The organism is Kribbella albertanoniae (assembly GCF_004348455.1).
GTDB classification, from domain to species: Bacteria; Actinomycetota; Actinomycetes; order Propionibacteriales; family Kribbellaceae; genus Kribbella; species Kribbella albertanoniae.
This window is the reverse complement of the sequence record NZ_SMKA01000047.1, coordinates 1-14,413: the sequence shown is the minus strand read 5'-3', so window position 1 is coordinate 14,413 and position 14,413 is coordinate 1. Positions and strand designations below refer to the sequence as shown.

13 protein-coding genes and 1 rRNA gene are annotated in these 14,413 nt (G+C 65.8%); 11 read left to right on the top strand and 3 right to left on the bottom strand.

From position 1 onward, the window contains the following. Positions 1-30: 30 nt before the first annotated feature. From E1261_RS13570 to E1261_RS13550, 5 genes are all read left to right on the top strand, one after another. On the top strand, positions 31-1,725 hold the full coding sequence (locus tag E1261_RS13570) for a GH39 family glycosyl hydrolase (RefSeq protein ID WP_238176195.1): 1,695 nt from the start codon (positions 31-33) through the stop codon (positions 1,723-1,725). Positions 1,726-2,024: 299 nt separating this feature from the next. Then, positions 2,025-2,519 (top strand): transcriptional regulator NrdR, encoded by a 495-nt coding sequence (gene nrdR / locus E1261_RS13565; protein ID WP_132406453.1) that lies wholly within the window; start codon positions 2,025-2,027, stop codon positions 2,517-2,519. A 110-nt stretch (positions 2,520-2,629) separates the two neighbouring features. Next, positions 2,630-5,551, top strand: coding sequence for a vitamin B12-dependent ribonucleotide reductase (locus E1261_RS13560; RefSeq protein ID WP_132406451.1), 2,922 nt, complete (start codon positions 2,630-2,632; stop codon positions 5,549-5,551). A gap of 178 nt (positions 5,552-5,729) precedes the next feature. Further along, positions 5,730-6,842, top strand: coding sequence for an LAGLIDADG family homing endonuclease (locus E1261_RS13555; protein WP_132406449.1), 1,113 nt, complete (start codon positions 5,730-5,732; stop codon positions 6,840-6,842). 70 nt (positions 6,843-6,912) lie between these two features. Beyond that, positions 6,913-7,764 (top strand): hypothetical protein, encoded by an 852-nt coding sequence (locus E1261_RS13550; RefSeq protein ID WP_132406447.1) that lies wholly within the window; start codon positions 6,913-6,915, stop codon positions 7,762-7,764. 3 nt (positions 7,765-7,767) lie between these two features. Here the strand turns inward: E1261_RS13550 and E1261_RS13545 are convergent, their stop codons facing one another. Continuing rightward, positions 7,768-8,190 (bottom strand): hypothetical protein, encoded by a 423-nt coding sequence (locus E1261_RS13545; RefSeq protein ID WP_132406445.1) that lies wholly within the window; start codon positions 8,188-8,190, stop codon positions 7,768-7,770. A gap of 77 nt (positions 8,191-8,267) precedes the next feature. Continuing rightward, a complete protein-coding gene (locus tag E1261_RS13540) occupies positions 8,268-9,092 on the bottom strand; it encodes an aldo/keto reductase (protein ID WP_132406443.1) in 825 nt (274 codons plus the stop codon). Between the two features lie 199 nt (positions 9,093-9,291). Here E1261_RS13540 and E1261_RS13535 point away from each other — a divergent pair, with 199 nt between their 5' ends. Beyond that, a complete protein-coding gene (locus tag E1261_RS13535) occupies positions 9,292-9,921 on the top strand; it encodes a hypothetical protein (protein WP_132406442.1) in 630 nt (209 codons plus the stop codon). 317 nt (positions 9,922-10,238) lie between these two features. Further along, positions 10,239-11,150, top strand: coding sequence for a hypothetical protein (locus E1261_RS13530; protein WP_132406440.1), 912 nt, complete (start codon positions 10,239-10,241; stop codon positions 11,148-11,150). Positions 11,151-11,203: 53 nt separating this feature from the next. On the opposite strand, the gene E1261_RS13525 is transcribed toward E1261_RS13530, so the two are convergent. Continuing rightward, positions 11,204-11,500 (bottom strand): hypothetical protein, encoded by a 297-nt coding sequence (locus tag E1261_RS13525; protein ID WP_238176194.1) that lies wholly within the window; start codon positions 11,498-11,500, stop codon positions 11,204-11,206. Between the two features lie 140 nt (positions 11,501-11,640). On the opposite strand from E1261_RS13525, the gene E1261_RS13520 reads away from it, so the two are divergent. From E1261_RS13520 to E1261_RS13505, 4 genes are all read left to right on the top strand, one after another. Beyond that, positions 11,641-11,979 carry a helix-turn-helix domain-containing protein gene (locus E1261_RS13520; RefSeq protein ID WP_132406438.1) on the top strand — a complete coding sequence of 113 codons (339 nt, stop codon included), beginning with the start codon at positions 11,641-11,643 and terminating at the stop codon, positions 11,977-11,979. A gap of 82 nt (positions 11,980-12,061) precedes the next feature. Beyond that, positions 12,062-12,289, top strand: a complete 228-nt coding sequence (locus E1261_RS13515) for a hypothetical protein (protein ID WP_132406436.1) — start codon at positions 12,062-12,064, stop codon at positions 12,287-12,289. Positions 12,290-12,336: 47 nt separating this feature from the next. Next, complete coding sequence (locus tag E1261_RS13510; RefSeq protein ID WP_132406434.1) at positions 12,337-13,656, top strand: serine hydrolase domain-containing protein; 1,320 nt, start codon at positions 12,337-12,339, stop codon at positions 13,654-13,656. Positions 13,657-14,299: 643 nt separating this feature from the next. Continuing rightward, a 16S ribosomal RNA gene (locus tag E1261_RS13505) occupies positions 14,300-14,413 on the top strand; the annotation flags it as partial.

Here is a 14,413-nt window from a genome sequence, read left to right as displayed (position 1 = left end):
GGGGTCTCTACATCGGTGTAGATGTGTGGGATGACCACCGAGACCAATGTGCCCTATATGCCCTCCGATCCAGCTGCCCCGCATGTACGGCGGGCCGTGGTGACCGTGGCGGTGAACGACGACCAGGGCCTCCTCGAGAGGCCCTGGGCGAGCCTCGGGTACGACGAGATCAACTGGACGTACACCGCCCAGGGCCGCCGTACGCTGGAAACGATCGGCGGATTCGCGGAGACGCCGTACCACGTCCGGCCCCACTACGTGTTCAACAGTGGGACCGGACTCGGCCTGCCGCACTGGGGCAGCGGGAACGTCTATCACGAGGATGCCGACGGTAATCCGTTCTACGACTTCACCATCGCCGACCAGACGTACGACACGATCGTTGCGGCCGGCCACCATCCGCTCGTGGAGCTGGCCTTCACTCCACTGGCGCTGGTGCCGGACCACGCCAAGGCCGAGTTCCCGTTCGAGAGCAGCCCCACGCAGTACAGCGAGTACGAAGCCGGCTGGTGGTCCTACCCGCCGAAGGACTACGACAAGTGGGGCGGTCTGGTCGCCGCACTCGCCCAGCACTGTCTGGACAGGTACGGCGAGAGCGAGGTCTCGCAGTGGCTGTGGGAACTCTGGAACGAGCCGGACATCTTCTACTGGCGCGGCACCCTCGAACAGTTCAACGACCTGTACGCCGTCACGGCCGCGGCGATCCGCAGTGTGCTTCCCGAGGGCAGGGTCGGCGGGCCGGCGGTGACGGGTGGCGACAGCGGTGTGACCTTCCTGCGCGGATTCCTGACCGCGTGCTTCGAGCGCGAGCTGCCCCTGGACTTCGTCTCGTTCCACACCAAGGGGTCGGCGTTCTCACCCTGGCGCACGTACGGCCCGATCGGCGCGCCGGCTCCGGTCCGGCAGTCGCCGTCGACGACGAAGATGCTCCGTGAGATCGATCGGATGCTCGCGGTGATGGAGGAGTTCCCGGCCTTCGCCACGCTGCCCGCGATCGTCGACGAGTGTGACGCCTCGGTGCCTGCGCACTGGGGGATCTACGACAACGCGAACTTCGGCTACCGCAACAGCGAGTACTACCCGGTGTTCCAGGCCAAGCTGATGAAGAAGGTGCTGGATCTCAACAGCGCGCACGTCGCGAAGGTGCGGGAAGCGACCACCTGGAGCTTCTCGATGGAAGGCGAGCGGTATTTCGAAGGCACTCGCAGCTTCGTCACCGCGGCGGGCATCGAGAAACCGCTGATGAACGGGTACCGGGCCTTCGCCCAACTCCGGGATCGGCGGGTAGGCGTGCGGTCGACGGCCGCCGTACCGGTCGATCTGGGCGCGCTGGGCAATGGCTTCCCGGAGGAGGTCGACGCGATCGCCAGCCGCAGTTCCTCCGACGGCAGCCTCGCGGTGATCGTCTGGCGGCACGCGGACGACCAGTACGCCGAGGATTCCGCTCCGACCGAGGTTGAGGTCGAGTTCCCCGGCCTGTCCGGCGCGTGGACGGTCGAGCAGTGGCGGATCGACCGGGATCACAGCAACAGCCACACGGTCTGGCAGGCCGTCGGCTCGCCGCAGGACCCGACGCCGGAGCAGCTCGCAACCATCACGGACCGGCAGGGGCTGGAACGGTTCGCCGATGACGCTGAGGTGACCGCTGTGGACGGGGTGTCACTGACGCTCGAGTTGCCGCTGCCTTCGCTGAGTCTGGTCGTGCTCAGGCCGCTCGCGGGCTGAGTCCCGATCGGCCCGGGAGGGCGGGATTCTGCTCCTCGAAAGGGCCACTGCGACGGCGCCACGCGGGAGTACACCGGCCCGCGTGAGTGTTGTAACAGGGAGACGCGCGCGAGATTCGGGCGTTCTTGCAAAGTGTCGGAGGCGGGACGTAGCATCCCTAGATGTAGTGGTTACACGGATGTAATTTTCCACAGGTAGTGGTTGGTTACACACAGGCCATACACAGGTTGTCCCCAGATCCATCCACAGACGAAGGACCGGCCCGCCCGAGCGGCGGCCTGCGGGAGGAGTGATTCGCCGTGCACTGTCCGTATTGCCGGCACACCGATTCCCGTGTGGTCGACAGCAGGGTGGCCGAGGACGGCGGAGCGATCCGCCGCCGCCGCCAGTGCCCGGTCTGCGAGAAGCGGTTCACCACCGTCGAGCAGATGCAGCTGACCGTCGTGAAGCGCTCCGGCGCGACCGAGCCGTTCAGCCGGGAGAAGGTCGTCAACGGTGTGAGCAAGGCCTGCAAGGGCCGGCCCGTCGGCGTGGATGCGCTGTCCCGGCTGGGCCAGCAGGTTGAGGACGCCCTGAAGGCGAGCGGTTCGCCGGAGGTTCCCGCGCACGAGGTCGGCCTTGCCATCCTCGGGCCGCTGCGGGAGCTGGACGAGGTCGCTTACCTACGGTTCGCCAGTGTGTACCGGCAGTTCGAGTCGGCGGACGATTTCGAGACCGAGATCGCCCTGCTGCGCGCGGAGAACGAGCCCGAGGGCACCGAACCACCGCCGCTGACGCCGACCCAGCAGACATAAATCGGGGATTCGCAGTACCAGTAACACAACGTGCGGTACGGCGTTGGCAGTACCAACGGGGCGGTCCCGGGCAGACCGCGGCAGGGCGAAGCCAATTGCGAGGAGCAAAAATGACAGAGACGGTGACCGGCCACTCGGGGTCGACCAAGAGGTCGCCGGCCGGGTTCCGCGGGCGCAAGAACGCGCCGGCGGGACTCACCATCGAGCGCATTTTCACCACCGAAGGCGTACACCCGTACGACGAGGTCACGTGGGAGCGCCGCGACGTCGTACAGCAGAACTGGAAGACCGGTGAGACCGTCTTCGAGCAGCGCGGGGTGGAGTTCCCCGACTACTGGAGCGTGAACGCGTCCACCATCGTCACCACCAAGTACTTCCGTGGTGCGGTCGGCCACGACAACCGTGAGTGGAGCCTGCGCCAGCTGCTGGACCGGGTCGTCAAGACCTACCGCAAGGCCGGCGAGGACTACGGCTACTTCACCACTCCGGCCGACGCCGAGGTCTTCGAGCACGAGCTCACCTGGATGCTCCTGCACCAGTACTTCAGCTTCAACTCGCCGGTCTGGTTCAACGTCGGGACGACGTCGCCGCAGCAGGTCTCGGCCTGTTTCATCCTGGCCGTCGACGACTCGATGGACTCGATCCTGAACTGGTACAAGGAAGAGGGGCTGATCTTCAAGGGCGGCTCCGGCGCCGGCCTGAACCTGTCCCGGATCCGCTCCTCCAAGGAGCTGCTGCAGTCCTCCGGCGGGACGGCCTCCGGCCCGGTCTCCTTCATGCGCGGTGCGGACGCGAGCGCCGGGACGATCAAGTCCGGTGGCGCCACCCGGCGGGCGGCCAAGATGGTCGTGCTGGACGTCGACCACCCCGACATCGAGGAGTTCGTCGAGACCAAGATGCGCGAGGAGGAGAAGATCCGCGTCCTGCGCGACGCGGGCTTCGACATGGACCTCGGCGGCCGCGACATCACCTCGGTCCAGTACCAGAACGCCAACAACTCCGTCCGGGTCACCGACGAGTTCATGCGTGCGGTCGAGGAGAAGGGTGAGTTCGGGCTGCGGGCGCGGCTGGACAACTCGGTGATCGAGACCGTCGACGCTCGGCAGCTGTTCGACAAGATCTCCCAGGCCGCGTGGGCCTGCGCCGACCCGGGTCTGCAGTACGACGACACCATCAACGACTGGCACACCACCCCGGAGACGGGCCGGATCACCGCGTCCAACCCGTGCTCGGAGTACATGCACCTGGACAACTCGTCCTGCAACCTCGCGTCGCTGAACCTGATGAAGTTCCTCCGCGACGACGACATGTTCGACTCGGAGAAGTTCGTCAAGGCCGTCGAGCTGATCATCACCGCGATGGACATCTCGATCTGCTTCGCCGACTTCCCGACCGAGCCGATCGGCGAGACCACCCGCGCCTACCGGCAGCTCGGCATCGGCTACGCGAACCTCGGTGCGTTGCTGATGGCAACGGGTCACGCCTACGACTCCGACGGTGGTCGCGCACTGGCGGGCGCTATCACGTCGCTGATGACCGGTACGTCGTACCGGCGGTCGGCCGAGCTGGCCGGCGTCGTCGGTGCCTACGACGGCTTCGAGCGGAACAAGGACGCGCACACCCGGGTGATGCGCAAGCACGCCGCGGCCAACGACGCGATCCGGACCATCCACGAGATCGACAAGGACGTCCACACCCACGCCACGCAGGCGTGGGAGGGCGTGCTGAAGATCGGCGCGAAGAACGGCTGGCGCAACGCGCAGGCCTCGGTGCTGGCACCGACCGGGACCATCGGCTTCATGATGGACTGCGACACCACCGGCATCGAGCCGGACTTCTCGCTGGTCAAGTTCAAGAAGCTGGTCGGCGGCGGCTCGATGCAGATCGTCAACCAGACGGTCCCGCGGGCACTGCGTCAGTACGGCTACACCGAGGAGACGATCGAGGCGATCGTCGAGTTCATCGCGGAGAACGGTCACGTCGTGGACGCGCCCGGCCTGAAGCCGGAGCACTATGAGATCTTCGACACCGCGATGGGTGAGCGCGCCATCAAGCCGATGGGCCACGTCCGGATGATGGCAGCGGCCCAGCCATTTTTGAGTGGCGCCATTAGCAAGACTGTAAATCTTCCTGAGACGGCAACAATTGAAGAGATTGCCGACGTCTACTTCCAGGGCTGGAAGCTCGGCCTGAAGGCATTGGCAGTCTACCGCGACAACTGCAAGGTCGGTCAGCCGCTGGCCGACGCCAAGGCGAAGAAGGCCTCCGCGGCCGACGACGCGGTGGCTGCGCAGGCGGCGGTCGCGGAGAAGATCGTCGAGAAGGTCATCGAGTACCGGCCGACCCGGAAGCGTCTGCCCAAGTCGCGCCCGTCGCGGACCACGTCGTTCGCCGTCGGTGGCGCCGAGGGCTACATGACGGCGGGTTCCTACCCTGACGACGGCCTCGGCGAGGTCTTCCTCAAGATGGGCAAGCAGGGCTCGACCCTGGCCGGCGTGATGGACGCCTTCTCGATCGCGATCTCGATCGCCCTCCAGCACGGCGTTCCGCTGGAGACCTACGTGCAGAAGTTCACCAACCTGAAGTTCGAGCCCGCCGGCCTGACCGACGACCCGGACGTCCGGATGGCGCAGTCGATCATGGACTACATCTTTCGTCGGCTTGCTCTGGATTACCTGCCCTTCGACGACCGCGCGGCCCTCGGCATCTACTCCGCCGACGAGCGTTCCCGTCAACTCGACACCGGCTCCTACGAGCCGGCCCCCGTCGAGATCTCCGAAGCCGAGTCGCTGAAGTCGGTCGAGCCGATCGCGGACAAGTCCGAGGAGAAGGTCGAGCTCCACGACGCCTCGATCGACGCGGCGGCAGCCAAGCCGGTCTCCACCGAGGTCCGCACTACAGCAGAGATGTTCGAGCTCATCACCGGTACGTCGGTCGACGCACCCCTGTGCTTCACCTGCGGTACCAAGATGCGCCCGAGCGGCTCGTGCTACGTCTGCGAAGGCTGCGGCTCCACCTCGGGTTGCAGCTAACCCTCAAGTCAGCCACCAGCTGACCCCTCGTTGATCGCGCCACGGCCCCCGGGAACTTCCCACATCCCCCGGGGGCCGCAGCGCGTCGGGGTGAGAGTAATTGCCAAAAGCAACTGCTTTGCCCGGGAGCTTCCGGCGTTGGGAACTTTCTGTCGGTGCGACGTCCTAGCGTTGAGCTGTGGCAGTCGAACGGATTGCCCGCCGGCTGGTCTTGACCACCCGCGGCGGGCACAAGCGTGAAACCAATGACGATGAGACAGTCTTCGCCAGTCTCGGTGACCGACCTGGTGAGGTAGTTGCGAGTAGCCTCCGTGTCGGAGACTTCCTCGGTATCCGCTACGCCGGCTATAACTGGCCGACCCAGCCGGCATCACTGCCAGAGCTTCCGTACCGAAAGCGCTATGGATCGGAAAAGGCAGTGGTGCTCCCCGCTGCCATGACGGCGGAGCTTGCGTTCTTGCTGGGAGCGTATGCGTCCGAGGGCCACACCAATCGCGCGAACTGGTCAGTCACCGTGACGAACTCTGTGCCGCACGTTCTCAAGCGCGTTCAAGCAGCGTGGTCGTCTTGTTTCGATCTCACCTCGCGCCTCACCCAGCGAGCTGATCGTTGCGCCGATGTCGTTGCCTCCAGCAAGCGGCTGGTCGAGTTCCTCGAGCTACTCGGGTGCGGATCGCGAGCCTCCAACAAGACGATCCCCGAGGTTGTCATGACCTCGACACGCGAACACGTGCTGGCCTACCTGCAGGGTTTGGCGCTGGATGGCTACACCTCCAACACCGGCGCCGGGAAGTGGGCGATCTGTCTGGAGAGCCGTCGTGCCATCAACAGCCTCCAGGAACTCTTGACCCGGCTGGGCATCGTCAACGCTCAGATCGACAAGCTCAATCGCAAGGTAGGCAAGACCTATCCGGAACTCTACGCAGCAGGTCCCTGGGGACAGGAGCTGTGTCGCCTGGTGCCCTTCCTCGAGCCGGACAAGGCAGCGAGAGCCAGCAAGTTCGTCGAGCGGGTCTACACGGGAATGTCGGCGGCAGACGTGATCCCAGGCATATCCGGCCGAGAGCTGTACCAGTTGATCCCGCGGGGGCGGAGTGGTCGAAACGGACGGGGGACCGGCCGACAACAATTCGCCTATCTGATGGACGCTCGGACGCGCCATGTCTCCAGGGCGAGCGTAGTGAGACTCCGAGAAGTCAATGGCGTTGAATTGCCGGAGTGGCTCGAGTCCGTGCTCGATGAATCCGTTCATTTCGCGCCCCTGATTTCAATAGAGACACGCGACTACTGACGGCCGTCTGGGTGGCACGGGGTCCGGGATAGCGTGCGTGTCCATGCGCATATCCTTCCGCCCCATTGCCGTGACTACTGTTCTCGCGCTTGCCGCGACCGGCTTCGCAACCGCGCCGGCGAACGCAGCGCCCGTCGTACCGACTGACTGCGGTGTGTGGACCACGGCGTACCAATCGTCGGGTCAGCGTGTTTCGTACGGCTACACCAACGAGCAGACAGAGGTCAGGTCCTATTCGGGTGACACGCTTCCCTGGGTGCCGACTGCGCAGCAGCAGCTCGGTGGAGCCGGGGACACCGATCTGTTCATCAGCAGCGAGCTCGTTACGCATCCGACCGATGGCTACATCTATGCGCTGGAGCGCCGTGGTGAGCGGACTGACGGCGTTTGGAAGATGGTCCGCAACGAGACCAAGCGGCTCACCTCAGGGTTCGCGAGTACACGCGTGCTGGCCTACGGCTATCCGTATCTGTACCGCGTCGCCGGTACGTCGCTCTTCCGGCACGAGGTGTCGTACAGCAACGGGTCCTGGGTGGTGTCGGCGCCGGTGCGGTTGGCCTCGACGAGCTGGGACACGGTCAAGACGTTCACGTTCGAGCGCACCGAGGGGACCGGCGCCGCGGCCGTCGACGTACTGGTCGGGACCAAGAGCAACGGTGAGCTCAAGGAGTGGCGAGTCAACCGCACGACACCGACCAGCATCTCGTCGACCGTTCTGAAGGCGACCGGTTTCAACACCTTCACCAGCCTGAGCACCGGCTACTGCCAGGAGCACCCGGCCGGACGCCCGCTCCTCGGCATCACCGCGGCCGGCGCAGCTTCGGCGTACTTCGACGCCACCGCGAACGATCGCAGTGGCGCCGACATCACCGGAGGCTCGCTCGGTTCACTCGGCTGGACCGGCCGGGCCTACGGCCAGTAGACCTCAGGTCGTGAAGGAGCCGGTCACCACCGAATAGGACTCAGCGCCGTTCTTCTGGGACCAGAGGCGGATGCGGACCAGGGTGCCGTCGGTCACCGAGAAGTTGCAGAACGAGAAGCCCTGGTAGTCGGCCACAGTCGTATCGTCGAAGCATTCGTGCGCGTCGTACCAAAAGCCGACCTGGCTTTGGTAGAGCTGAATGGCGGCGCGAGCGCTGTACCCGTCGACCTGGTCGTCATGAACGCCCAGCCACTCACCATCGGTGCAGTAGACAGCAGCACTGAGCCGAGAGTTGAGCAACTCCTTGTTCGGATTGTGGTAGCAGTTCGACGGCGAATTCGCGTACGCCGGCGCAACGCTCAGCAATGAGGTCGCGAGCAATCCGGCGGCGAGCCCGGCGGCAACGCGTTTGACGGAGAAGGACATGGGGCGGCTCCCAGTCGTCGTGAGATCGGAACGCAGATCCTAGACCCAGAACTGGGAGCGCTTCCAACCGCCTCCGCTCAGTGGCCGAAGCGGTCCGAGTCTGCGGCTGTCTTGGCTGTCCCGTCGAGGGCGGTCAGGGCGGCGAGCTGGACGGGGGAGAGGTCGAAGTCGAAGACCGCCAGGTTCTCGGCCAGTCGGCCGGGATCCGCGGACTTCGGGATCGGTACGACGTCCTGTTGCGTCTCCCAGCGCAGGATCACCTGGCCCGGCGTCCGGCCGTGCTCCTTGGCGATCTCCTGCAGGATCGGGTTGTCGAGCAGATCGGTGCCCTTGCCCAGCGGGCTCCAGGCCTCGGTCACGATCCCGTGAGCAGCGTGGAACTCGCGCTCGGCCGGCTTCGCCCACACGGGGCTCAGCTGGACCTGGTTGACCTCCGGGGCGACGCCGGTCTCGTCGATCAGCCGCTGGAGATGGGTCGGTTTGAAGTTCGACGTACCGATGGCTTTGACCAGACCGGCCTCACGCAAGGTGATCAACCCTCGCCACGCATCGACGTACTGATCCTGGTCCGGATTCGGCCAGTGGATCAGCAGCAGATCGAGGTACTCGACGCCAAGCTTCTCCGCACTTGCCTCGAACGCGGTCCGCACACCGTCGACGCTGTGCCAGCGCTTGTTGAACTTCGACGTCACGAAGAGCTCGTCGCGCGGCGCCTGTCGCAGCGCTCGCCCGACGCCGGTCTCGTTGCGGTAGTTCTCGGCCGTGTCGATCAGCCGGTAGCCGAGTTCGAGGGCCTGGAGCACGGCTCTTTCGGCGTCCGCGTCGTTCATCGGTGAGGTACCCAGCCCGATCCGCGGCATCGCGGTTCCGTTACTCAAAGTGACCGTCGGGACCTGGTTCATCGTTCTCCTCCTCGGCAGCGACTGTCCGGCCACGGTACGCCGTTCACCGTCCGCTGCCAGTCCCGGACCTGGCCGCGATCCCGGCGTACGCCGTACGGCCGGGCCGGTGTCTCAGCGCCCGTATCTGGGGCGCGGATTGTCGGAGGCGTGGTCCATGATGGAGGCCACCGGGGATCGAAACGCGTTGGAGGGTGGGCGAATGCGCAATCGGCTGATCACTCTGGTGGACCTCGGACTGGACAGTTCCTTCGACGCCTCGATGACGTTTGTCCAGGGCATCACCGGCAATATCAACGCCGGCTGGGACGAGCCCGTCATCGATGTGAACTTCGTCCGCACCCGCGACCACGAGACCGCCTTCTCCGCCCTCACCACCCCCTCCACGGTCCTGCACGTGATGGCACACGGTGACCACAGCGAGGAGCCGTCCTTCCTGTCCACCGACGGCCGCACCCAGGTCTCCCTGCGCTCCCTGGCCGACTGGTTCCTCGACCGCCAGTGGGGCATCTCCAGCGGCGTAGTCATCGCCGACGGCTGCAAAACTGGCATCGGCAAATGGCAACGCGCCATCCGCGACTGCCTCCAGGACGACATCACCTACATCGGCACCAGCACCGTCGTCGGCTGGTACGAAGCCACCGTCTTCTGCTCCGCCTTCTACGGCGCCCTGGTCCGCAACCGGGGCCTCGGCCGCACCCCCGCCGAGCAAGGCTGGGACGCCGCCAACCGAGCCATCAGCGCCTACGAAACCCTCACCGACGCCCGCTGCCCCTACAAACCCGTCCTCCTCACCCCCTCCCGCCGAGCCCTCCGCTCCCTCACCGGCTGACCGGCAACGCGGGAATCGACCGGTTGAGCAGGTCGGGAGGTGCGGCTGCGGTATGGGCCGCGGCCGCACCTCCGTTGCTGCTCCGGGGCGGCCGGACTCGCCTCCGGCCGTCTCGAGCTGTGGGGTTGTGTCGGGGTGCCGACACGCATCGGGCGGCTGCGGTGGGCGAGGCGTGTGAGACTTTGGGAGGGCTCGCCTTGGGGTGGGGTCCGTGGTCTGGGTTGCCGGTGACCTGGATGGCGTGAGGACGGGGAAGCCGTCCGGTGCGCATTGGCGGCTCTGCTGACGTCTGCCCGACGCGGTGAAGGAACGCCACCATGAAGCTCCATCGGAACTCTCTTCTGACGGCCGCCGCGATCGTTGTGGTCCTGTACGTCGTGTCGCTGGTGATCGGATTGCCGGCCTGGGCCGCGGTTGTGCTCAGTGTGGTGCTGCTGGTGTTGCTTGCGGTGGTGTGGAAGCAGCCGGAGGCGCCCAAGCCCGTGGTGCGGACAGTGCAGGCTGCACCGGCGCCCGTCGTACTGCCGGATCCCGTGTTCTCCGGGCCGCCGACGCGGACTGTTGTCGACGTGCGGTTGCCGTCGGCTTCGGCGGACTTCCAGTTCAGCTTCTCGGCGATCGTGCAGTGGTCGACGGTGTTGTCGGGGTCGCGGCATGCCGATCTCGGCGCGGTGGCGGTCGATGCGTTGTTGCAGCGCGCGCGGGCGTTGTCGGCCGAGTTGCAGGTGACTGAGGAGGCGCTCAACCAGCAGCATCTTGCAGCGATCCTTGGTGAGCCGGCGCTTGATGAGAAGGGGCAGGTGCGGTGCTGGGCCACCGAGGTGCGGTTGCGGCTGCCCGATGCGGACTACAAGCACCTTCAGCACCTCGCCGCTCTGCATCGTCTCGAGCAGACGACGTTGATCGAACGCCGGATGGAGCAGGACAAACGTGCGTACCTGAAGGAAGACGTGTTTGCCACACCCGGATCGGCCGCGGTCTGGTGGCTCGCCAACCATCCTGGGGACGTCGAGAACGCGGTGGGCCTGCTCGACACCCTGGCCGAGCTGTCCGCGGCCGCGAACGACCTGCCGGTACGCCGGACCTCGGCCGAGGCGGTCGAGCAGCCGAAACCATCGCGGGCCGAGCTCGAGTTCACGGCAGCGGTCGACGATCTGCTCGAGGTGGAGCAGGGCGAACCGCAGCGCCCGGCTCGCGGTGAGTACCGCGAGCAGTTCTACTCGGAGTAGGCCGGCGCGACGGGCTGTCTGCAGGGACCCGCCGCGCCGGGGTCGGGGAGTGATCATTCGTCCAGCCAGCGGATCGTGGTCGAGCCGTTGTGGCCGTGGATCGTGAGCAGAGCATCGATGCCGTCGACCCAGACCGTGGTGGTCGGGTAGCGGCCGCCCCAGTGCAGGGCCACCGAGCCGTCGGTCCACTCGACGCCCTCGGCGACGACGCCCGTCCCGCTGACACCGGAGACGTCGACGTGACGCACGAGCTGGAAGCAGCGCGGTCCTGCTTCGCTGGCGACCTTCAGGTGACGCCGCCGCGAGGATCTCCGCGGCAGCGTCGCGGTCCTACCGCTGATCTCGTCCATGGCCCAAGTCAACGCGCCGGCGCTCGCCCTCACCAGGAACTCATCCGGTATCCACAGGGCAGAAATTAGGAACTCCGGCGGTCACTCAATCGCCGTAGTCTGATTGCAAGGAGTGATCAACGCCCAGGAGAGTGATTGCGATGACAGTCATCGACGAATGGACCGGCCGGCATGCGAATGCCTTGCGGGCAGCGTTGCGGCTGACCAACGAGGCCTTCGCCGAGCACCTCGGCATCTCGCCACGCACGGTCACCAAGTGGCGGGAGAGACCGGAGATGGTGCCGAGCCCGCACCTGCAGGAGGCCCTCGACACCTCGCTGCGGGATGCGGAGCCGGATGCCAAGCTCAGGTTCGCGGCCAACCTCGGTCTCCAGCAGCCGCCCCCGCTCGACCAAGCCGCGTTGAAGCAGCTCAACATCGCAGTCGGAGATCTCGCGCGGGTGCTGGCCCGCCTACAGCTCGCGGATCCCCAGCGATGACGGCGGTCCCGTTTTCGGTCAGGTCCGCACGGGCACTGGATGGGCGTTCCACACGGGGATTCGCCCAGCCCAGGAGGTAGACATGCCTACCCGCCGCGCATCCACGACAGGTTCCCGGACCGTCGCTCTCATCGTCGCCGTGTGGTTGCTGATCGGTCTCGCCGCCGCAGCGCAGCGGAGTTATCTCTCCGGCTCCGATGCGACCTGCGCCAAGATCGGCACGACTCTCGTCACCGTGGTGGCAGGCCCGCTGAACTATGTCGGCGCCAACCCGAAGATCGACTGCACCGCGCCGCAGCCGTCGAGGTAGCCCCTCGATCCGGCGTAGCGTTCCGGTGAGTCGTCGAGGAGGGGAACGTGGACGTACTGCGGGACGGGATCGAGTCGGATCGCGAGGAGTTCCGGGTGCCTGGCGTGAGCTGGGCAGTGATCGAGAACGGCGAGATCGTGTATGCCGGGACGGCCGGCGTCCTCGAAGCAGGCAAGCCGGCACCGGTTGAGCCGGGGACGCTGTTCCAGGCCGCCTCCATCAGCAAGCCGGTCACGGCGTTCGCGATGTTGCGGCTGGTGGATCGCGGGTTGCTCGAGCTGGACGAAGACGTCAACCGCCGGCTCACGTCGTGGCAGGTGCCACCGACGCGCGGGTGGCAACCTGTCGTCACGTTGCGGCAGTTGGCGAGCCACAGTGCGGGGCTGACAACGCCGGGGTTCCCGGGCTACCACCCCGACGCCTCGCTGCCGACGACCCTCGAGATCCTCACAGGTGCACCACCGAGCAACACCTCCGGACCGCGAGTGGAGCGCATCCCAGGCGCCCAGTTCGCCTACTCGGGCGGCGGTACGACGGTCATCCAGCAGCTCCTCGAAGATGTGACCGGAACGCCGTTCCCCGATCTCCTGCGCGAGTTGGTCCTCGAACCGCTGGGGATGTCGGACAGCGCCTTCGCCCAACCGCTGCCGCCGGGCCTCGCCGGAAGGGCCGCGATCGGGCACGACGAGTCCGGCGAATCGGTCGACGGGGGATGGCACGTGTACCCGGAGCTGGCCGCGGCGGGGCTGTGGACCACCGCAACCGATCTGGCGAAGTTCGGGATCGGGGTCCAGGAGTCGTACGTCGGGGCGCGGGGCGCGCTGCTGTCGCCGGAGCTCGCGCGGCAGATGCTGACACCGGTGGTCCCGATGACCGATCCGATCGCCGGCCTGACCCAGGTCGGGATCGGTCCGTTCCTGAATGACTCCGGTCAGCTGTTCGGCCACAGCGGCGGAAACATCGGGTTCCGCTGCAACCTTCTTCTCGACCGGACCACTGGGTACGGCGCTGCCCTGATGACGAACTCCGATGGCGGCCACCGGCTCGGGATGCGGGCGTTCGAGACCGCGGCGTCGTCGTACGGGTGGGAGGACTATCGGCCGGCGGCCGCGCTGTCGGATGAGCCTGCAGTGGAGGTGCTGGCGGAGCTTGCCGGCGACTATCGCCTGGGTGATCGGCTGCGGTTCGTGGTGGAGGTGTGGGGGAGTGGCCTGCGGGTCACGTTCGAAGGGCAACCGCCGTTGCGGTTCTTCGCGCTCTCGGCGACCACCTTCATGGCGTCGAGTACCCAGGCGCAGCTGGAGCTGCGGGACGGTCGGCTCGTCTTCCAGCAGACCGGTTTCGAGCTCGACTGCGTGCGGGAATAGGTCGCGGACCGGCCCGGTTACATCTGATGCCGTCCGGTACAAGACCCCCGGGCCTCAACCTTCGCCGCTTCGAGCGGCCAATCGCCGAGAGGCGTCTGCTGGACGGTGCTGTACGCGGTGGTGGGAGCCGGCTGGACCGGCTTCCACCCCCGATTTGCATCTGGAGGGTGAACATCAGTAGTGTTCTTCTTGTTGGGAGCGAGTGCAGGACGCGGAAGCGGCCGGACCTCCTGACCACCCTCAAGTAAGCGCTGCTGAGACGCGTCTACGGACTCGGATCGGTCGCTGAAACGCGGGGTGACTGGGTCGAAAGTAGCCGATTTGACCGGCTGCGAACGAAACAGTAATGTTTGGCGGGTTGCCCCGGAGCTGAAAACGAGAGTTTGAAGCGCGGTGTGCGTCCGATTCTTGAGAACTCAACAGCGTGCCGAAAGTCAATGCCGAAATTTAGCATTAACCCCGTGCATAGGCATACGGCGATTCTTTCATCTGGGTCCGACGGATTTGGGTGGGGGTTTTGTTTTGTCTGTGTTCGGATTCCTTTGAATGTAATTTCTGGATTCAGTCAGTTTGATTGTCTCTGATGTTCAAAGGATCAACTGAAGTTGTTGACTATCCAGTTTCGACTGGTTGTCTATATTTTTCAACGGAGAGTTTGATCCTGGCTCAGGACGAACGCTGGCGGCGTGCTTAACACATGCAAGTCGAGCGGTAAGGCCCCTTCGGGGGTACACGAGCGGCGAACGGGTGAGTAACA

What these genes read in the sequence shown, in the direction of transcription:
- E1261_RS13570 (WP_238176195.1), top strand. Translation starts at nt 31, where the DNA reads ATGACCACCGAGACCAATGTGCCCTATATGCCCTCCGATCCAGCTGCC.
- E1261_RS13560 (WP_132406451.1), top strand. Translation starts at nt 2,630, where the DNA reads ATGACAGAGACGGTGACCGGCCACTCGGGGTCGACCAAGAGGTCGCCG.
- E1261_RS13545 (WP_132406445.1), bottom strand. Translation starts at nt 8,190, where the DNA reads ATGTCCTTCTCCGTCAAACGCGTTGCCGCCGGGCTCGCCGCCGGATTG.
- E1261_RS13540 (WP_132406443.1), bottom strand. Translation starts at nt 9,092, where the DNA reads ATGAACCAGGTCCCGACGGTCACTTTGAGTAACGGAACCGCGATGCCG.
- E1261_RS13535 (WP_132406442.1), top strand. Translation starts at nt 9,292, where the DNA reads ATGCGCAATCGGCTGATCACTCTGGTGGACCTCGGACTGGACAGTTCC.
- E1261_RS13530 (WP_132406440.1), top strand. Translation starts at nt 10,239, where the DNA reads ATGAAGCTCCATCGGAACTCTCTTCTGACGGCCGCCGCGATCGTTGTG.
- E1261_RS13525 (WP_238176194.1), bottom strand. Translation starts at nt 11,500, where the DNA reads ATGGACGAGATCAGCGGTAGGACCGCGACGCTGCCGCGGAGATCCTCG.
- E1261_RS13520 (WP_132406438.1), top strand. Translation starts at nt 11,641, where the DNA reads ATGACAGTCATCGACGAATGGACCGGCCGGCATGCGAATGCCTTGCGG.
- E1261_RS13515 (WP_132406436.1), top strand. Translation starts at nt 12,062, where the DNA reads ATGCCTACCCGCCGCGCATCCACGACAGGTTCCCGGACCGTCGCTCTC.